This window comes from Streptomyces sp. NPDC102278, assembly GCF_044766345.1.
Lineage (GTDB): Bacteria > Actinomycetota > Actinomycetes > Streptomycetales > Streptomycetaceae > Streptomyces.
In genome coordinates this window covers 78,590-97,642 of sequence record NZ_JBIWLV010000006.1, presented here as the reverse complement: position 1 = coordinate 97,642, position 19,053 = coordinate 78,590, and the positions used below count along the sequence as shown (strand labels likewise).

15 protein-coding genes are annotated in these 19,053 nt (G+C 70.9%); 11 read left to right on the top strand and 4 right to left on the bottom strand.

Going from position 1 to position 19,053, the window contains the following annotated elements:
- The first annotated feature begins 132 nt into the window (after positions 1-132).
- The 6 genes from ruvB to ACIRO3_RS17195 all read left to right on the top strand — a co-directional run bounded on the left by ruvB (position 133) and on the right by ACIRO3_RS17195 (position 8,145).
- On the top strand, positions 133-1,206 hold the full coding sequence (gene ruvB, locus ACIRO3_RS17220) for a Holliday junction branch migration DNA helicase RuvB (RefSeq protein WP_361783187.1): 1,074 nt from the start codon (positions 133-135) through the stop codon (positions 1,204-1,206).
- A gap of 164 nt (positions 1,207-1,370) precedes the next feature.
- A complete protein-coding gene (gene yajC, locus ACIRO3_RS17215; protein ID WP_361783190.1) occupies positions 1,371-1,850 on the top strand; it encodes a preprotein translocase subunit YajC in 480 nt (159 codons plus the stop codon).
- A 153-nt stretch (positions 1,851-2,003) separates the two neighbouring features.
- Complete coding sequence (gene secD, locus ACIRO3_RS17210; protein WP_404137300.1) at positions 2,004-3,848, top strand: protein translocase subunit SecD; 1,845 nt, start codon at positions 2,004-2,006, stop codon at positions 3,846-3,848.
- A gap of 3 nt (positions 3,849-3,851) precedes the next feature.
- A complete protein-coding gene (secF, locus tag ACIRO3_RS17205; RefSeq protein ID WP_366000876.1) occupies positions 3,852-4,907 on the top strand; it encodes a protein translocase subunit SecF in 1,056 nt (351 codons plus the stop codon).
- Positions 4,904-5,455 carry an adenine phosphoribosyltransferase gene (locus ACIRO3_RS17200; RefSeq protein WP_361783199.1) on the top strand — a complete coding sequence of 184 codons (552 nt, stop codon included), beginning with the start codon at positions 4,904-4,906 and terminating at the stop codon, positions 5,453-5,455. Before secF ends, ACIRO3_RS17200 begins: the two co-directional genes overlap by 4 nt.
- A gap of 266 nt (positions 5,456-5,721) precedes the next feature.
- The gene (locus ACIRO3_RS17195) at positions 5,722-8,145 is read left to right on the top strand and encodes a bifunctional (p)ppGpp synthetase/guanosine-3',5'-bis(diphosphate) 3'-pyrophosphohydrolase (protein ID WP_366000877.1); all 2,424 of its coding nucleotides are present in this window, start codon (positions 5,722-5,724) and stop codon (positions 8,143-8,145) included.
- 90 nt (positions 8,146-8,235) lie between these two features.
- Here the strand turns inward: ACIRO3_RS17195 and ACIRO3_RS17190 are convergent, their stop codons facing one another.
- Positions 8,236-9,465, bottom strand: coding sequence for a DUF349 domain-containing protein (locus tag ACIRO3_RS17190; protein WP_361783205.1), 1,230 nt, complete (start codon positions 9,463-9,465; stop codon positions 8,236-8,238).
- A 200-nt stretch (positions 9,466-9,665) separates the two neighbouring features.
- A complete protein-coding gene (locus ACIRO3_RS17185) occupies positions 9,666-10,442 on the bottom strand; it encodes a peptidylprolyl isomerase (protein ID WP_404137296.1) in 777 nt (258 codons plus the stop codon).
- A 162-nt stretch (positions 10,443-10,604) separates the two neighbouring features.
- Here ACIRO3_RS17185 and ACIRO3_RS17180 point away from each other — a divergent pair, with 162 nt between their 5' ends.
- The 4 genes from ACIRO3_RS17180 (at position 10,605) to ACIRO3_RS17165 (ending at position 14,795) form a co-directional block, all read left to right on the top strand.
- On the top strand, positions 10,605-11,324 hold the full coding sequence (locus tag ACIRO3_RS17180) for an MBL fold metallo-hydrolase (protein WP_404137293.1): 720 nt from the start codon (positions 10,605-10,607) through the stop codon (positions 11,322-11,324).
- 10 nt (positions 11,325-11,334) lie between these two features.
- Complete coding sequence (hisS, locus tag ACIRO3_RS17175) at positions 11,335-12,597, top strand: histidine--tRNA ligase (protein WP_361783214.1); 1,263 nt, start codon at positions 11,335-11,337, stop codon at positions 12,595-12,597.
- Positions 12,598-12,783: 186 nt separating this feature from the next.
- On the top strand, positions 12,784-13,395 hold the full coding sequence (locus tag ACIRO3_RS17170) for a vitamin K epoxide reductase family protein (RefSeq protein WP_361783217.1): 612 nt from the start codon (positions 12,784-12,786) through the stop codon (positions 13,393-13,395).
- A 50-nt stretch (positions 13,396-13,445) separates the two neighbouring features.
- On the top strand, positions 13,446-14,795 hold the full coding sequence (locus ACIRO3_RS17165) for a replication-associated recombination protein A (RefSeq protein WP_361783220.1): 1,350 nt from the start codon (positions 13,446-13,448) through the stop codon (positions 14,793-14,795).
- A 425-nt stretch (positions 14,796-15,220) separates the two neighbouring features.
- Here ACIRO3_RS17165 and ACIRO3_RS17160 read toward each other — a convergent pair whose 3' ends face one another.
- Positions 15,221-16,126, bottom strand: coding sequence for a DUF2470 domain-containing protein (locus tag ACIRO3_RS17160; RefSeq protein ID WP_361783226.1), 906 nt, complete (start codon positions 16,124-16,126; stop codon positions 15,221-15,223).
- A 55-nt stretch (positions 16,127-16,181) separates the two neighbouring features.
- Here ACIRO3_RS17160 and rpsD point away from each other — a divergent pair, with 55 nt between their 5' ends.
- Positions 16,182-16,793, top strand: coding sequence for a 30S ribosomal protein S4 (gene rpsD, locus ACIRO3_RS17155; RefSeq protein WP_030294564.1), 612 nt, complete (start codon positions 16,182-16,184; stop codon positions 16,791-16,793).
- Between the two features lie 27 nt (positions 16,794-16,820).
- On the opposite strand, the gene ACIRO3_RS17150 is transcribed toward rpsD, so the two are convergent.
- On the bottom strand, positions 16,821-19,034 hold the full coding sequence (locus ACIRO3_RS17150) for an ATP-binding protein (RefSeq protein WP_404137288.1): 2,214 nt from the start codon (positions 19,032-19,034) through the stop codon (positions 16,821-16,823).
- Positions 19,035-19,053 lie beyond the last annotated feature (19 nt).

Here is a 19,053-nt window from a genome sequence, read left to right as displayed (position 1 = left end):
GGTCCGGTCGCCGGGGGAGTCGCGCGCGACGGGCGGGCACGCGCGCCGCCGCTCCCGGGCGGTCGTCCCGTACCGGGCCGCCCCGCAGGGCCACGATGACCACCGCACCCACCGAGAAGGCAGACTGACACCGTGAACTGGGACGACGAGAGCGACGCAGCCGAGACCGATCGTCTGGTCGCGGCGGCGGCCGGCGGCGAGGACACCGCCGTCGAGGCGGCCCTGAGGCCCAAGGACCTCGGCGAGTTCGTCGGCCAGGAGAAGGTCCGCCGACAGCTCGACCTCGTCCTCAAGGCGGCCCGTCAGCGCGGGGCCACCGCCGATCACGTCCTGCTCTCTGGTGCGCCCGGCCTCGGCAAGACCACCCTCTCCATGATCATCGCCGCCGAGATGGGGGCGCCCATCCGGATCACCTCCGGCCCGGCCATCCAGCACGCCGGCGACCTCGCCGCGATCCTGTCCTCCCTCCAGGAGGGCGAGGTCCTCTTCCTCGACGAGATCCACCGCATGTCCCGGCCCGCCGAGGAGATGCTGTACATGGCCATGGAGGACTTCCGCGTCGACGTGATCGTCGGCAAGGGCCCGGGCGCGACCGCCATCCCGTTGGAGCTGCCGCCCTTCACGCTCGTCGGCGCCACCACCCGGGCCGGGCTGCTGCCCCCGCCGCTGCGCGACCGCTTCGGCTTCACCGGACACATGGAGTTCTACGTCCCCGAGGAACTCGAACGGGTCATTCACCGCTCGGCCCGCCTGCTCGACGTGGAGATCGACACCGCCGGCGCCGCGGAGATCGCCGGCCGCTCCCGGGGCACGCCGCGCATCGCCAACCGGCTGCTGCGCCGCGTCCGGGACTACGCCCAGGTCAGGGCCGACGGAGTGATCAACCGCGAGGTGGCCGGCACCGCCCTCCAGCTCTACGAGGTGGACGCGCGCGGGCTCGACCGGCTCGACCGGGCCGTGCTGGAGGCCCTGCTCAAGTTGTTCGGCGGTGGACCCGTGGGCCTGTCCACCCTCGCGGTGGCCGTGGGGGAGGAGCGGGAGACCGTCGAGGAGGTGGCCGAGCCCTTCCTGGTGCGCGAGGGCCTGCTGGCGCGTACGCCCAGGGGCCGGGTCGCGACCCCCGCCGCCTGGGCACACCTGGGGCTCGTGCCGCCCCCGCAGGGCGGTAGTGGATCAAGCGGACAACAGGGGTTGTTCAGGGCCTGACGGCGCGGAGGTTCGACCGCTCAGGAACTGCGGTGCCATGCTGGGCGTTGTTCCATCGGTGCGGACTCGCCTAGACTCCGCCGATGCCGACCCTTCAGGTCGGCATGCCCACCCCCGTAGAAGAAGGCCGTCTCCCGTACGGTCGTGCGAAGGATCTCCGTCCCGTGAATCTCGTGACACTCCTCCCGTTCATCGTGCTCATCGGGGCGATGTTCCTGATGACCCGCTCCGCCAAGAAGAAGCAGCAGGCGGCCGCGCAGATGCGCAACGAAATGACGCCCGGCACCGGGGTCCGCACCATCGGTGGCATGTACGCCACCGTGAAGGAGATCGGTGAGGACACCGTCACCCTCGAGGTGGCTCCCGGCGTCCACGCCGTCTTCGCGAAGAACTCCATCGGCGCGGTGCTGGAAGACGCGGAGTACAACCGCATCGTCCACGGCGCGACCGATGATCTGACCATCGACACGCCGGTCGTTCCGGACGACGCCTCCTCGCTGACCGCTGGGGAGACGCCGAAGACGGACCTGTCGAAGGACGAGGACGAGGCTCCCAAGCTCGACCTCGGCAAGAAGGACGAGCCCGGCAACGGGCCCGAGGAGCCGAAGGACGGCAAGACCGACGGCGAGGCCGGCGCGAAGTAGCGCTCGGCCGGGGACCGCGGAGGCGCCTGACCGGTGCCCGCCGCGGTTCCCGTGAGTGACACTTCTGCGGGGGGCAGGGGTCCCCACCACACATTTCGTGGCCGTCCGCGTGCTGACCCGGCGCGGGGCGGTTGGACAGGGAGATACGACAAGGTGGCAGCACCGAAGAAGGGCCGGCGGCCCACGGGGGCTCAGGGGAGGCCGGGGCGCGCCCTGGCGATCATCCTGATCGCGATGGTGGCGCTCACCGCGGGGATGTTCATCTCCAAGCAGACGACTCCCCGACTGGGCATCGACCTCGCCGGCGGTACGAGCATCACGCTCAAGGCGAAGAGCGAGCCCGGCAAGCCGGACGCGATCAACGAGACCAACATGAACACCGCGGTCGGCATCATCGACCGCCGTGTCAACGGTCTCGGCGTGTCGGAGGCCGAGGTCCAGACGCAGGGCCGCGACCACATCATCGTGAACATCCCCAAGGGAGTGAACGAGCAGCAGGCGCGCGAGCAGGTCGGTACCACCGCCCAGCTGTACTTCCGCCCGGTCCTGGCATTCACCGGCGGTGAGCCGGTCGCGCCCGACGCCACGCCGAACCCGTCCGGCAGCCCGTCCGGCACTCCGTCCGGTTCCCCGTCCGCGAAGCCCTCCGCGAGCGGCTCCGGCGCCCCCAAGGCCCAAGACGGCAAGCCGTCGGCCACCCCGTCGTCCAGCGCCACTTCCCAGGGCCGTGCGCTCAGCGAGGCCCTCAAGGCCCCGAGCGCCCCCTCTCCCACGCCGTCGGCGAGCGGATCGAAGAAGGCAGACGACAACAAGGCCACCACCCCGGCCACGACGCCGGCGCCGGTCCCGTCGGGCGCCGACGCGGCCGCGGCCGACCTGCAGGCCAAGTTCGCGGCGCTGAACTGCGCCGACCCGGCGCAGCGCGCCGAGGCCGGCAAGGGCGCCAAGCCCGAGGACCCGATGCTCGCCTGTGGCAAGCGCGGCGACACCTGGGGCAAGTGGGTGCTCGGCCCGGCCGGCGTGAACGGTCAGGACGTCGACAAGGCGAAGGGCGAGATCGACCCGCAGACCGGTGAGTGGATCGTCACGATGCAGTTCACCGACAAGGGCGCGGACAAGTTCGCCAAGATCACCGGTGAGCTCGCCACCAAGCAGATGCCGCAGAACCAGTTCGCCATCGTGCTCGACGGCTCGGTCATCTCCGACCCGTCCGTGAGCCAGGCGCTGACCGGCGGCAACGCCCAGATCTCCGGCGGCTTCACCCAGCAGTCCGCCATGGACCTGGGCAACATGCTCTCGTACGGCGCGCTGCCGCTCTCCTTCCAGGAGGACAGCGTCACCACCGTCACCCCCGCGCTCGGCAGCGAGCAGCTGAAGGCCGGTCTGATCGCCGGCGCCATCGGCCTGCTCCTCGTGGTGATCTACCTGCTGGTCTACTACCGCGGCCTGGCGTTCATCGCGATCGTCAGTCTCCTGGTGTCCGCGATCCTCACCTACACGATCATGGCGCTCCTCGGAAAGGGCATCGGGTTCGCGCTGAACCTGCCCGCCGTCTGTGGTGCCATCGTCGCGATCGGCATCACGGCGGACTCGTTCATCGTGTACTTCGAACGCATCCGTGACGAGATCCGCGAGGGCCGCACCCTGCGTCCGGCCGTGGAGCGCGCCTGGCCGCGGGCCCGACGCACCATCCTGGTCTCCGACTTCGTGTCGTTCCTCGCCGCCGCGGTGCTGTTCATCGTCACCGTCGGCAAGGTCCAGGGCTTCGCGTTCACGCTGGGTCTGACCACCCTGCTCGACGTGGTCGTGGTGTTCCTCTTCACCAAGCCGATCATGACCCTGATGGCCCGTACGAACTTCTTCTCCAGCGGCCATCCGTGGTCCGGGCTGGACCCGAAGCGGCTCGGTGCCAAGCCCCCGCTGCGCCGGTCCCGCAGCACCGGTACCGGTGCGAGTGCCGCCACCGTGTCCGCCCCCGTCGACTCGAAGGAGGCGTGAGAGATGTCGAAGCTGGGAGATCTCGGCGCCAGGCTGTACCGCGGTGAGGTCGGCTACGACTTCGTCGGCAAGCGTTTCCTCTGGTACGGCGTTTCCATCCTGATCACCATCACGGCGATCGTGGCCCTGGCCGTCCAGGGCCTCAACATGGGCATCGAATTCAAGGGCGGTGCCGTCTTCACCACCCCGAAGCCGGTGGCCTCCGTCGCCCAGACGACCGAGATCGCGGAGAAGGCCTCCGGGCACGACGCGATCGTCCAGGAACTCGGCACCGGCGGCATGCGCATCCAGATCTCCGGTCTGGACACCGCCGCCGCGGCCGACGTGAAGAAGGACCTGGCGGCCGAGCTGAAGGTTCCGGTCGGCGACATCAACGCGGACCTGGTCGGCCCGAGCTGGGGCGAGCAGATCGCGAACAAGGCCTGGACGGGCCTCGCCATCTTCATGGTCCTGGTGGTGATCTACCTCGCCATCGCCTTCGAGTGGCGGATGGCGGTCGCCGCGCTGGTCGCGCTGATCCACGACCTCACCATCACCGTCGGCGTGTACGCGCTCGTCGGTTTCGAGGTCACCCCGGGCACCGTGATCGGCCTGCTCACGATCCTCGGTTACTCCCTCTACGACACCGTCGTCGTCTTCGACGGTCTCAAGGAGGGGTCGAAGGACATCACGAAGCAGACCCGCTACACCTTCAGCGAGATCGCCAACCGCAGCATCAACGGCACGCTGGTCCGCTCGATCAACACCACCGTCGTGGCGCTGCTCCCGGTCGGGGCCCTGCTCTTCATCGGCGGCGGCTTCCTGGGCGCGGGCATGCTCAACGACATCTCGCTGTCGCTGTTCGTCGGTCTCGCGGCCGGCGCGTACTCCTCGATCTTCATCGCGACCCCGCTGGTCGTGGACCTGAAGGAGCGCGAGCCCGCCATGAAGGCCCTCAAGAAGCGGGTGCTCGCGAAGCGGGCCGCCGCCGCGGCCAAGGGCGAGTCCGTCGACGGGGGCCCGGCCTCCGAGGACTCCCCGCAGGTCGTGGCCGAGGGCCACGGACGGCGGCGCCGATGACCGCGTGTGCTCCCGAGGTGCGCGAGCTGCTGCTCAGCCGGATCAAGGACGTCCCGGACTACCCGAAGCCGGGGGTGATGTTCAAGGACATCACCCCGCTGCTGGCCGACCCGAAGGCCTTCGCGGCCCTGACGGACACGCTGGTGGACCTGGCGGTCCGGTACGGCGCGACGAAGATCGTCGGACTGGAGGCGCGCGGATTCATCCTCGCCGCCCCGGTGGCCGTCCAGGCCGGGATCGGCTTCGTGCCCGTACGCAAGGCCGGCAAACTGCCCGGGGCGACGCTCTCGCAGTCGTACGAGCTGGAGTACGGCACCGCGGAGATCGAGGTCCACGCCGAGGACCTGTCGAGCGGTGACCGGGTCATGGTCATCGACGACGTCCTGGCGACCGGCGGCACGGCCGACGCCTCGCTCTCGCTGATCCGGCGCGCCGGGGCCGAGGTCGCCGGCGTGGCCGTCCTGATGGAACTGTCGTTCCTGCCGGGCCGCGCCCGGCTGGAGCCGGGACTCGACGGCGCTCCGCTGGACGCGCTGATCGTGGTCTGACGGCCCTGCGCCACACGGAGCGGGCGGTGCACCGGGACATCCCGGTGCACCGCCCGCTCCGGCGTTCCGGGGGCGCGCGGCGCACTTCACCGGGGGTCCGGCGGGCCCGAGCGCGGGCGGGCCCGGGTGGGCCCGGGCGACGGCGGGGGAGCCGGGGCCGAGGGGAACGAGCCGGCGCAACCCTCGCTACCATGGGTTGTCCGGACCTGACCGGGGCACCGGACCCTCCCCCAGACTCCGTCCGGGGGGACCCCCGAGGAGCGCTCTTGCCAGACGAGGTCCAGCCCATCTCCGCCGCGCAGCCCGACCCGCAGCCCGAGGAGGCCGCGGCGGCCGCAGCCACGCCCCCGCCGGCCCCGCCGGTCAAGCCCGCTCAGGCGAAGCCGGCCGGGTCCTCCAACCGGGTGCGCGCCCGGCTCGCGCGCCTCGGCGTACAGCGCTCCAACCCGTACAACCCGGTGCTGGAACCCCTGCTCCGCATAGTCCGCGGCAACGACCCGAAGATCGAGTCGGCGACGCTGCGCCAGATCGAGCAGGCGTACCAGGTCGCGGAGCGCTGGCACCGCGGCCAGAAGCGCAAGAGCGGCGACCCGTACATCACGCACCCGCTCGCGGTGACCACCATCCTCGCCGAGCTGGGCATGGACCCCGCGACGCTGATGGCGGGCCTGCTGCACGACACCGTCGAGGACACCGAGTACGGGCTGGACCAGCTCAGACGCGACTTCGGCGACGCCGTGGCGCTGCTCGTGGACGGCGTCACCAAGCTCGACCGGGTCAAGTTCGGCGAGGCCGCGCAGGCGGAGACCGTGCGCAAGATGGTCGTCGCCATGGCCAAGGACCCCCGGGTTCTGGTCATCAAGCTCGCGGACCGCCTGCACAACATGCGCACCATGCGCTACCTCAAGCGGGAGAAGCAGGAGAAGAAGGCCCGCGAGACGCTGGAGATCTACGCGCCCCTGGCCCATCGGCTGGGCATGAACACGATCAAGTGGGAGCTGGAGGACCTCGCCTTCGCGATCCTCTACCCCAAGATGTACGACGAGATCGTGCGTCTGGTCGCTGAGCGGGCGCCCAAGCGCGACGAGTACCTCACCGTCGTCACGGACGAGGTGCAGACCGACCTCAGGGCCGCCCGCATCAAGGCCACCGTCACCGGCCGGCCCAAGCACTACTACAGCGTCTACCAGAAGATGATCGTGCGCGGCCGCGACTTCGCGGAGATCTACGACCTGGTCGGCATCCGGGTCCTTGTGGACACCGTCCGGGACTGCTACGCGGCCCTCGGCACCGTGCACGCGCGATGGAACCCGGTCCCCGGCCGGTTCAAGGACTACATCGCGATGCCCAAGTTCAACATGTACCAGTCGCTGCACACGACGGTCATCGGGCCCAGCGGCAAGCCGGTCGAACTCCAGATCCGCACCTTCGACATGCACCGCCGTGCCGAGTACGGCATCGCCGCCCACTGGAAGTACAAGCAGCAGACCGTCGCCGGCACCTCCAAGGTGCGCACCGACGTGCCGCAGGCCGCCAAGGGCAGCGCCGGCCAGGACACCGTCAACGACATGGCCTGGCTGCGGCAACTGCTGGACTGGCAGAAGGAGACCGAGGACCCGGGCGAGTTCCTGGACTCGCTGCGCTTCGACCTCTCCCGCAACGAGGTCTTCGTCTTCACGCCCAAGGGCGACGTCATAGCGCTGCCGGCGGGCGCCACCTCGGTGGACTTCGCCTACGCCGTGCACACCGAGGTGGGGCACCGCACGATAGGGGCGCGGGTCAACGGGCGGCTGGTACCGCTCGAATCGACCCTCGACAACGGCGACCTGGTCGAGGTGTTCACCTCCAAGGCCGAGGGCGCCGGCCCGTCCCGGGACTGGCTGGGCTTCGTCAAGTCCCCGCGGGCCCGCAACAAGATCCGCGCCTGGTTCTCCAAGGAGCGCCGCGACGAGGCGATCGAGCACGGCAAGGACGCCATCGCGCGGGCCATGCGCAAGCAGAACCTGCCGATCCAGCGGATCCTGACGGGAGACTCCCTCGTCACCCTGGCGCACGAGATGCGCTACCCCGACATCTCCTCCCTGTACGCGGCGATCGGCGAGGGCCACGTGGCCGCGCAGGGCGTCGTACAGAAGCTGGTGCAGGCCCTCGGCGGCGAGGAGGCCGCCAACGAGGACATCGAGGAGAGCATCCCGCCGGCGCGCGGCAAGGCCAAGCGCCGCAACAACGCCGATCCGGGCGTGGTCGTGAAGGGCGTGGACGACGTCTGGGTCAAGCTGGCCCGCTGTTGCACCCCGGTGCCGGGCGATCCGATCATCGGATTCGTCACGCGGGGCAGCGGCGTGTCCGTGCACCGCGCGGACTGCGTCAACGTGGACTCCCTCTCCCAGCAGCCCGAGCGGATGCTGGAAGTCGAGTGGGCGCCGACCCAGTCCTCCGTCTTCCTCGTCGCCATCCAGGTCGAGGCGCTGGACCGGTCCCGACTGCTGTCCGACGTCACCCGGGTCCTGTCGGACCAGCACGTGAACATCCTGTCGGCGGCCGTGCAGACCTCGCGCGACCGGGTGGCCACCTCCCGGTTCACCTTCGAGATGGGCGACCCCAAGCACCTGGGGCACGTCCTGAAGGCCGTACGCGGCGTCGAGGGCGTCTACGACGTCTACCGCGTGACCTCGGCCCGCAGGCCGTAGGCACACGGGCCCCACGGCCCCCGGGGCCGCACACCGAAAGGGCACCACCGGACGATTCCGGTGGTGCCCTTCGCACGTGCCGAGCCGGCGTCAGCCGCCGAACTCCTCCAGGCCCTTGAGCGCCTGGTCCAGCAGCGCCTGACGGCCCTCCAGCTCACGGGACAGCTTGTCGGCCTTCGCGTTGTTGCCCGCGGCCCGCGCCGCGTCGACCTGCCCGCGCAGCTTGTCGACCGCCGCCTGGAGCTGACCCGTCAGACCGGCCGCACGCGCCCGGGCCTCCGGGTTCGTACGACGCCACTCGCCTTCCTCGGCCTCCTGGATGGCCCGCTCCACGGCGTGCATCCGACCCTCGACCTTGGGACGGGCGTCGCGCGGTACGTGGCCGATGGCCTCCCAGCGCTCGTTCAGGGAACGGAAGCCGGCACGCGCCGCCTTCAGGTCCGTGATCGGGACGAGCTTCTCGGCCTCGTCGGCCAGCTCCTCCTTGAGCTTGAGGTTCTCCGTCTGCTCGGCGTCGCGCTCGGCGAAGACCTCGCTGCGAGCGGCGAAGAAGACGTCCTGCGCACCGCGGAAACGGTTCCACAGGTCGTCCTCGGACTCGCGCTGCGCCCGACCGGCCGCCTTCCAGCTCTCCATCAGCTCGCGGTAGCGCGCGGCCGTCGGACCCCAGTCCGTCGACTTCGACAGCGACTCGGCCTCCGAGACCAGCTTCTCCTTGGCCTTGCGGGCGTCCTCGCGCTGCGCGTCGAGCGAGGCGAAGTGCGCCTTGCGACGCTTGGAGAAGGCGGAGCGGGCGTGCGAGAAGCGGTGCCACAGCTCGTCGTCCGACTTGCGGTCCAGCCGGGGCAGGCCCTTCCAGATGTCCACCAGGGCGCGCAGCCGCTCACCGGCACTGCGCCACTGGTCGCTCTGCGCCAACTCCTCGGCCTCGACGACCAGGGCGTCCTTGGCCACCCGGGCCTCGTCCGCCTGCTTGGCCTTCTGGACCTTGCGCTCCTCGCGCCGCGAGTCCACGGTCGCGACCAGCTTGTCCAGCCGGGCGCGCAGGGCGTCGAGGTCACCCACGACGTGGTGCTCGTCCAACTGCGTCCGCAGATGATCGATGGCCGTCTGGGCGTCCTTGGCGGACAGATCGGTGGTCCGCACCCGCCGTTCGAGGAGGCCGATCTCGACCACCAGGCCCTCGTACTTGCGCTCGAAGTAGGCCAGGGCCTCCTCAGGGGTGCCCGCCTGCCACGAGCCGACGACCTGCTCGCCCTCGGCAGTACGCACGTACACGGTGCCGGTCTCGTCGACTCGGCCCCACGGGTCGCTGCTCACAGCGCCTCCTCCACCTGATGCCTTGCGAGGGGTTCACCCCCTGGGCATCGTCCACAGTTTCCTGGGGGCGGGCCGCGCCCGCCCTGCACAACGCCAACATAGGCGACCGCCGGGCCGGCTGTCCGCATCCCGCACGACGGAATATCGACGCACGGGAGGGAGGCCGGCCGGGTTCGGGCCGCCGGTCACTCGGTCCTCGGTCAGTTCTTGGTGACGACGCCCTTCTCGATGGTCACACCGTTCTTCGGGGCCCCGTCCGGGGCCCCGTCGGCGGTTCCCGCCTTGGCGATCTCCGTCAGGACCTTCAGGCCGGCCGCGTCGATCTTGCCGAAGGGGGTGTAGGAGGGAGCCAGCGGGCTGTCCTTGTAGACGAGGAAGAACTGGCTGCCGCCGCTCCCCGGTTGACCCGTGTTCGCCATCGCCACCGTGCCGGCCGGGTAGACGACCTGACCCTGGGCGTTCGGCTTGCCGAGGGAGTCGAGGTTCTCGTCGGGGATGGTGTAGCCGGGGCCGCCCGTTCCGGTGCCCTCGGGGTCGCCGCACTGGAGCACGAAGATCGAGCCGGTCACCAGACGGTGGCACTTCGTCTTGTCGAAGAAGCCCTTGTCGGCGAGCGACTTGAACGAGTTGACGGTCTGCGGGGTCTTCGCCGCGTCCATCTCGAACGTGATCGCGCCCGCGTTCGTCTTCAGGTCGAAGGTGTACTTCGCCTTCTGGTCGATCGCCATCGCCGGGGGCGACTGCTTGGGCGACGGCGAGGACGACGGGGTGTCCGTCGGATCGGTCGCCTTCGTGTCCTTCGAATCGAAGACGCCTCCCACCACCAGGCCGACCAACGTGGCGACGACCGCGGCCACCGCCGCACCGATCACCGCCATGTTGCGGCGCGCCTTGCGCCGGGCCGCGGCCCGGTTCTGCCGCTGGCGCTCGTACTTCTCCCTGGCGAGCTGTCGCCGACGCTGATCGCTCGTGACCACCGGTCGTCTCCTTGTGCGTCTCTGGTACCGCTGTCCGGGCTGGGCTAGGCCGTACCGTATATGGGTTCGCTGTGTAATGAGCGGCGCCGGTAGGCTCTGAGCAGCGGAATCTCATCCGCGGCCGCTTGCGTGGCCCCCATCGGACGACGATTGAGGACGAACGTGCTGATTGCCGGGTTCCCCGCCGGGGCCTGGGGGACCAATTGCTATGTGGTCGCCCCCGCCGCCGGTGAGGAGTGCGTGATCATCGACCCGGGCCACCAGGCCGCCCAGGGCGTCGAGGACACGCTGAAGAAGCATCGGCTCAAGCCCGTCGCGGTCGTCCTCACCCACGGCCACATCGATCATGTGGCCTCCGTGGTCCCGGTGTGCGGAGCGCACGACGTGCCGGCCTGGATCCACCCCGCCGACCGCTACATGATGAGCGACCCGGAGAAGGCCCTCGGCCGGTCCATCGGGATGCCGCTCATGGGCGAGCTGACCATCGGCGAGCCGGACGATGTCCGGGAGCTGGCCGACGGCGCCGCCCTCAGATTGGCCGGGATGGACTTCTCGGTGGCCCACGCGCCCGGGCATACCGAGGGGTCGGTGACGTTCGGGATGCCCGCGGCGGTCGACGTTCCGCCGGTCTTCTTCTCGGGTGACCTGCTCTTCGCCGGCTCCGTCGGACGCACCGACCTGCCCGGCGGCTCCCACCCCGAGATGCTCCGGTCGCTGGCCCGCGTGTGCCTGCCGCTGGACGACTCGACGGTGGTGCTGTCCGGCCACGGTCCCCAGACCACCATCGGGCGCGAACGCGCGACCAACCCGTACCTGCGGGAAGTCGCCGCCGGCGGCCCGGACCGCGGAGCCGGCAACGCCACTCCACGACGAGGAATGTGACGAGAGTTTCGTGAGTACTTTTCAGGCCCCCAAGGGCACGTACGACCTGCTGCCCCCCCGCTCCGCGACCTTCCTGGCGGTGCGCGAGGCGATCTCGGGTCCGCTGAGGAACTCGGGCTACGGGTACGTCGAGACCCCCGGCTTCGAGAACGTCGAGCTCTTCTCGCGCGGCGTCGGTGAGTCCACCGACATCGTCAGCAAGGAGATGTACACCCTCACGACCAAGGGCGGCGACCAGCTCGCCCTGCGTCCCGAGGGAACCGCGTCGGTGCTGCGCGCGGCGCTCCAGGGCAACCTGCACAAGGCCGGTCTGCTGCCCGTCAAGCTCTGGTACTCCGGTTCCTACTACCGCTACGAGCGCCAGCAGGCGGGCCGCTACCGCCACTTCTCGCAGGTCGGCGCCGAGGCCATCGGTTCCGAGGACCCGGCCCTGGACGCCGAGCTGATCATCCTGGCCGACCAGGCGTACCGCACGCTGGGCCTGCGCAACTTCCGCGTCCTGCTGAACTCGCTGGGCGACAAGGAGTGCCGCCCGGTCTACCGGGAGGCGCTCCAGACCTTCCTGCGCGGGCTCGACCTGGACGCGGAGACCGTGCGCCGGGCCGAGATCAACCCGCTGCGGGTGCTCGACGACAAGCGCGAGGACGTGCAGAAGCAGCTCGTCGGGGCGCCGATGCTGCGCGACTACCTCTGCGACGCGTGCAAGGCGTACCACGAGGAGGTGCGGGCGCTGGTGACGGCGGCCGGCGTCGCCTTCGAGGACGACGAGAAGCTGGTGCGCGGCCTCGACTACTACACCCGGACCACCTTCGAGTTCGTGCACGACGGCCTGGGCTCGCAGTCGGCGGTCGGCGGCGGCGGGCGTTACGACGGCCTGTCCGAGATGATCGGCGGCCCGTCGCTGCCGTCGGTGGGATGGGCGCTGGGCGTGGACCGGACGGTCCTCGCGCTGGAGGCCGAGGGCGTGACGTTGGACATCCCCGCCGCGACCTCCGTCTTCGGCGTGGCGCTCGGCGAGGAGGCCCGCCGGGTGCTCTTCGGCAAGGTCACGGAACTGCGGCGGGCCGGCGTGGCCGCCGACTTCGCGTTCGGCGGCAAGGGCCTCAAGGGCGCCATGAAGGACGCGAACCGCTCGGGGGCGCGCTTCGCGGCCGTCCTGGGCGAGCGCGACCTCGCCGAGGGCGTCGTGCAGCTCAAGGACATGCAGTCCGGTGAACAGGGCCCGGTGGCCCTGACGGACCTGGTGGACGTGCTCCGCGCCAGGTTGGCCTGATCGAGACGTCGGCCTGATCGAGGCCGCCCGAGGGGGCGGGGCCGGGGAGCGATCCCCGACCCCGCCCCCTCGCGTTCCCCGGACCCCCGGCAGGCGCCTCCTTATGTCCTTCGAACGGTGGACGCACAGCCCCGTACGGCACAATGGCCGGTGCTTGATGACCTTGCAGATGCGGAGCGGGCGGGTATGACGACAACAGGTGCTGACGCGGACGCCGCCCGGACCCACGGCGGCAGCCGGGCCCTGGCGCTCCTTCTGGTGATCACGGGAGCGGCCGGACTGCTGGCCGCCTGGGTGATCACCATCGACAAGTTCAAGCTGCTGGAGGACCCGAACTTCACGCCGGGGTGCAGCCTCAACCCGATCGTCTCCTGCGGCAACATCATGAAGAGCGACCAGGCGGCCGTCTTCGGGTTCCCCAACCCGATGCTCGGCCTGGTGACCTACGCGATCGTGGTCTGCGTCGGCATGAGCCTGCTCGCCGGGGCCCGCTTCCGGCCCTGGTACTGGCTGACCCTGAACGCCGGCACGCTCTTCGGCGTGGTCTTCTGCGCCTGGCTGACGTACCAGTCGCTGTACAACATCAACTCGCTGTGCCTGTGGTGCTGCCTGGCCTGGGTCGCCACCATCGTCATGTTCTGGTACGTCACCTCGCACAACGTCCGGCAGGGGCTGCTGCCCGCCCCCGGGTGGCTGAAGGCCTTCTTCGACGAGTTCACGTGGGTCGTGCCCGTCCTGCACGTCGGGATCATCGGAATGCTGATCCTGACCCGCTGGTGGGACTTCTGGACCTCCTGAGCCCGACGGAGCCCGACGGCGCTGTCGGTGGGCTCGCATAGGCTTCCCGTGTGGAACCAGATCTCTTCACCGCCGCAGCCGAGGACCGCCAGGAGAAGGACCCGTCGAGCTCTCCGCTCGCCGTCCGGATGCGCCCGCGCACCCTGGACGAGGTCGTCGGCCAGCAGCACCTGCTCAAGCCCGGCTCGCCGCTGCGCCGCCTCGTCGGCGAGGGCGCCGGAGGCCCGGCCGGAGCCTCGTCGGTGATCCTCTGGGGCCCGCCGGGCATCGGGAAGACCACCCTCGCGTACGTGGTCAGCCAGGCGACGCAGAAGCGGTTCGTGGAACTGTCCGCGATCACCGCCGGCGTGAAGGAGGTACGGGCGGTCATCGAGGGCGCCCGGCGCGCGGCCGGCGGGTACGGCAAGGAGACCGTCCTCTTCCTCGACGAGATCCACCGCTTCAGCAAGGCCCAGCAGGACTCGCTGCTCCCGGCCGTGGAGAACCGCTGGGTGACCCTCATCGCCGCCACCACGGAGAACCCGTACTTCTCGATCATCTCCCCGCTGCTGTCGCGCTCCCTGCTGCTGACGCTGGAACCGCTGACGGACGACGACCTGAGCGCCCTGATGAAGCGGGCGCTGGAGGAGGAGCGGGGCCTGGGCGGGGCCGTCACCCTGTCGGCCGAGGCGGAGGCCCACCTGCTGCGCATCGCCGGCGGTGACGCCCGGCGGGCCCTGACGGCGCTGGAGGCGGGAGCCGGTTCGGCCATCGCCAAGGGCGAGGAGGAGATCACCCTCGAAACCGTCGAGGAGGCGGTCGACCGGGCGGCCGTGCGCTACGACCGGGACGGCGACCAGCACTACGACGTGGCGAGCGCCCTCATCAAGTCCATCCGCGGCTCCGACGTGGACGCCGCGCTGCACTACCTGGCGCGGATGATCGACGCGGGGGAGGACCCCCGGTTCATCGCGCGCCGCCTGATGATCTCCGCGAGCGAGGACATCGGTCTGGCCGACCCCACGGCCCTGCCGCTGGCCGTGGCCGCCGCCCAGGCCGTGGCGATGATCGGCTTCCCGGAGGCGGCCCTGACCCTGTCGCACGCGACGATCGCGCTGGCCCTGGCACCCAAGTCGAACACCGCCACGACCGCCATCGGCGCCGCGCTGGCCGACGTACGGGCCGGCCTGGCGGGCTCCGTCCCGACGCACCTGCGCGACGGCCACTACAAGGGCGCGGCGAAGCTGGGCCACGCCGTCGGGTACGTCTACCCGCACGACGTCCCCGGCGCCATCGCCGCGCAGCAGTACGCGCCGGACGAGATCCACGGCAAGCGGTACTACGAACCGACCCGGTACGGCGCCGAGGCGCGGTACGCGGACGTGGTGGAGAAGGTCCGCGAACGGCTCCGCGGGTCGTAGCGGCCGGGCCGCCGGCTACGCTCCGGGACATGGGACGTCGGGCTCCGCTCATCGCCTTTGCGGCCGTGCTGTCGGCCGCCGGGTGCCATCACGGGGACGGCGAGAAGAGCCCCGCCACTGGTCCGACGAGACCGACGCCCTGGGCGGGCGCAACGGCTGCGACACCCGGGACGACGTGCTGCGCAGGGACCTCAAGGAGCTCCGGGCGGGGGACCGCAACCCGTGTGTGGTGCTCTCCAGGGTGCTGCACGACCCGTACACCGGCAAGGAGATCCCCTACACCTACCGCCGGGCGTCCGGGATCGAGACGGACCACGTCGTCGCGCTGGGCGCCGCCTGGCGGGGCGGGGCCCACGCCTGGACGCCGTGGCGCAGGCTGGAGTACGCCAACGACCTGAAGGTCCTGCTCGCCGTGGGACCTGCCCTCAGGGGTGACCGGCCGCAGAGAAGAGCGTGTGCATCGCCCGGCGCAGACCGCAGATGTCCGCGACCGGTTCCGGGAAGTCGAAGCGGGCGTCGAAGGCGGAGGAGGGGTCGCCGCCCGTGAAGCGCACGCGCAGCCCCAGCCGGTCGAGGGCCAACGGGACCGCCTTCATGCCCTCGGCCCCGCGGGCGCCGAGCAGCCCGCACAGGTCCGCGATCCGGTCGCCGTGGGCGGCGCAGAGGTGCTGGAGGAGTTCCGTCTCGTGGGCGACCATCGGGTCCGGCTCCGCCGCCGCCAGGTCGTCCGGGTCCACCTGCTCGGCGCCCCACAGGTCGTCCACCGAGATCTCGCCGACCTCCAGGCGGAGCATCATCCAGGCGGGGCGGCCCGCGTACGGGGCGTCCAGCGACTCGGACATCCCGAGCAACTCGCCGACCGGACGGCGCTCCGCGAGCAGCGCCGCACAGGCCGGTCGGTCGTCCCCGCGCACCGGCGTCAGCCACCCGGAGAGCCACGCGCGGCCTCGGATACGATGGGGCACGGACACCGGCGCCACATCCGTGATCTCGATCACGGCGGTGAGGTCGTCGTCCTGGGCGTGAGCGGCTGCCCTGGCAGCCGCGGATTCCCCTGAAACAAGGAGAAGCACGTCCCCGTCCGGGGTGACGGTCCGAGCGGCCGGCAGCCCTGTCCCGAACTCTTCCTGGTCGAAAGCACCCGGGAGCGTGAGGGATACTGAGGCGTTGGACTCTACGAGGGTTCGTACGCGTTCGGCTCCGGTGAGCTGCCGAACGCCTTCCCTGGGACGCGGCTGACCTTGCTTATCGTCGTCGAAAGCAGATTCCGTTTCGTTGGAATCTGAACTTCGACGCGCACTGGGCAGGGGGATCCCATGTGGTCGAGACATTACGTCCTCCTCGCTAAGGTAAGCCTCACCTAACTTACATGGAGGTAGGTTCCACGTGAACCAGAAGCGACCCAAGGTCAAGAAGTCGCGTGCCCTCGGCATTGCGCTGACCCCGAAGGCCGTCAAGTACTTCGAGGCCCGCCCCTACCCGCCGGGCGAGCACGGCCGTGGCCGCAAGCAGAACTCGGACTACAAGGTTCGTCTGCTGGAGAAGCAGCGTCTGCGCGCTCAGTACGACATCTCCGAGCGTCAGATGGCCCGCGCGTACGACCGCGCCAAGAAGGCCGAAGGCAAGACGGGCGAGGCGCTGGTCGTCGAGCTCGAGCGTCGCCTCGACGCCCTGGTCCTGCGTTCGGGCATCGCCCGCACCATCTACCAGGCCCGCCAGATGGTCGTTCATGGCCACATCGAGGTCAACGGTGGCAAGGTCGACAAGCCGTCGTTCCGTGTCCGCCCGGACGACGTCATCACGGTGCGCGAGCGCAGCCGCGAGAAGGTTCCGTTCCAGGTTGCCCGTGAGGGTGGCTACGCAGGCGAGGGCGAGACCCCCCGTTACCTGCAGGTCAACCTGAAGGCCCTGGCCTTCCGCCTGGACCGCGACCCGAACCGCAAGGAAATCCCGGTCATCTGCGACGAGCAGCTCGTCGTCGAGTACTACGCCCGCTGATTCCGCGGACGTAGCCTCACAGGCTGGTCAGCCCGCCGGTTCCCCCTTGGGGGAGCCGGCGGGCTTCCTGTTGTCCGCGCCCGCCCCGGCGCGGCCCGCCGTCCGGGTGGGCATCGTGCGGGGCCTCGGCGGCGCGGTCGCGGGCGCCGGCTCCGGCCCCCGCAGCGCCCGCTCCACCAGCGCGTCCGACGACAGGGTGCGCCCGTGCCGGGCGCCGGCGGCGTAGTGGTCGGCGCCGATCAGCTCGCCCGCGCGTTCCAGGCATCTCAGCCGGGGCGCGTTGAAGTACCCCGAGCCGAAGAGCCGCAGCCCCACCCCGTCCCACATCGGCTCCGCCGCGCCCTGGAGCACCGCCGCCTCCGTCGGGTGCCCCTCCGTCACCGTGACCAGGGCCAGCAGCTCGACCGCCAGGACCAGCCCCACCAGGTCCCGGAACGCGTGGTTGATCTCCACGCACTCCGTCAGCAGCGACCGGGCCCGCCCCGGGTCCCCGGCGTCCAGTGCCGCGTACGCCAGCACGTACAGCGCGTACGCCTTCGTCCAGAGCTCCCCACGCTCCTCGCAGATCTCCCGGACCTCCTCGCACAACGAGAGCGCGCCCGCCGGCTCACCCAGGAAGGCCAGCGACATCGCCAGCTCCACCTGGCACATCAACACGTTGCTGTTCAGCTCGCCGGCTTCCCGGTAGCGCTCCAACGCCGTTCCGAGCAGCTCCCGCGCCCGCGGCATGTCGTCCGAGACCAGGGCCAGGCAGCCCAGCCGGTGCACCGCGTACGCCGCCGCCACCGGGTTCCCGGTGCGCGCCGCGCCGTCCCGACACTCGTACAGGGCGCTCATCGAGGCCACCGCGTCGCCCTGGAGGGCGGCCACGTACCCCAGCACCCAGAGCGCCTTCAGCCGCGAGCTCTCGTACTCCGGGCCCGGGGCGTGCTCCAGCGTGCGGTCCAGCCAGTGCCGGCCCTCGGTGAGCCGGCCGCAGCCCGCCCAGTAGAACCAGAGGGTGCCCGCCAGGTACTGACCCAGGTGCAGGTCCTCGGGTTCGTCGAGACAGCACTCCAGGGCCAGCCGCAGGTTCGCCAACTCCGCCTCCACCAGCGCCGCCACCTCGCGCTGCCGCGGACTGAACCAGTCCAGCTCGCACCAGGTCGCCAGCCCCATGTACCAGTCCCGGTGCCGTCGCCGCAGCCGTCCGGTGTCGCCCAGCGACTCCAGCCAGCCCGCGCCGTACAGCCGCACCGTCTCCAGCATCCGGTAGCGCACCCCCGCCGGGGTCTCTTCCTTCACCAGCAGCGACTGCGCCAACAACTCCCCGACCAGGTCCAGCACGGATTCCACCGGCAGGTCCCGGCCCGCGCACACGTACTCGGCGGCGTCCAGGTCGAACTGCCCGGCGAAGACCGAGAGCCGCGCCCACAGCAGGCGCTCCGACGGCGTGCACAGCTCATGGCTCCAGCCGATCGCCGTACGCAGCGTCCGGTGCCGCGGCAACGCCCCCCGCGTCCCTCCCGTGAGCAGGGCGAACCGGTCCGCCAGCCGGGCCGACACCTGTTCCGGGGCCAGCGCGCGCAGCCGGCCCGCCGCCAGCTCCAGGGCCAGCGGGATCCCGTCGAGCCGCTCGCACAGCCCGATCAGGGCCGCCCGGTTGGCGTCCGTCACCTCGAAGGCCGGATCGAGGGCCGTCGCCCGGACCGCCAGCAGCGCCAGGGCCTCCTCGGCGGCCGGCGGGGCCAACGGGAAGACCAGCTCCCCCTCCACCTCCAGCGGACGCCTGCCCGCGGCCAGCACCCGCAGGCCGGGGGAGCGGCGCAGCAGCTCCCGCACGAGGACCGCGCACTCGTCGACCAGTTGCTCGAACCCGTCCAGGACCAGCAGCACCCGGCGCTCCGCCAGGTGCTCGGCCAGCACGGTCCGCAGCGGCCGGGTGGTGTGGTCGGTCAGCCCGAGCGCCTCGGCGACGGTGAGCTCCAGGAACGCCGGATCCCGCACGCAGGACAGCTCCGCCCACCACACGCCGTCGCAGTAGCGTTCCTGCTCCGCCGGGGTCCCGGACGCCTCCAGCTCCCGGGCGACCGCCAGCACCAACCGGGACTTGCCCACGCCCCCGACCCCGGTCACCGTCACGAGCCGCGAGGTCCCGAGCAGCCGTTCCAACCCGTCGAGTTCCTCACCCCGGCCGACGAACTCGCTCAGCTCCGAGGGAAGATTGCCCCAGGTCCTGTTTCGAAGGGGTCTCTGTCGCATGGGACACGGAGAGTACTGG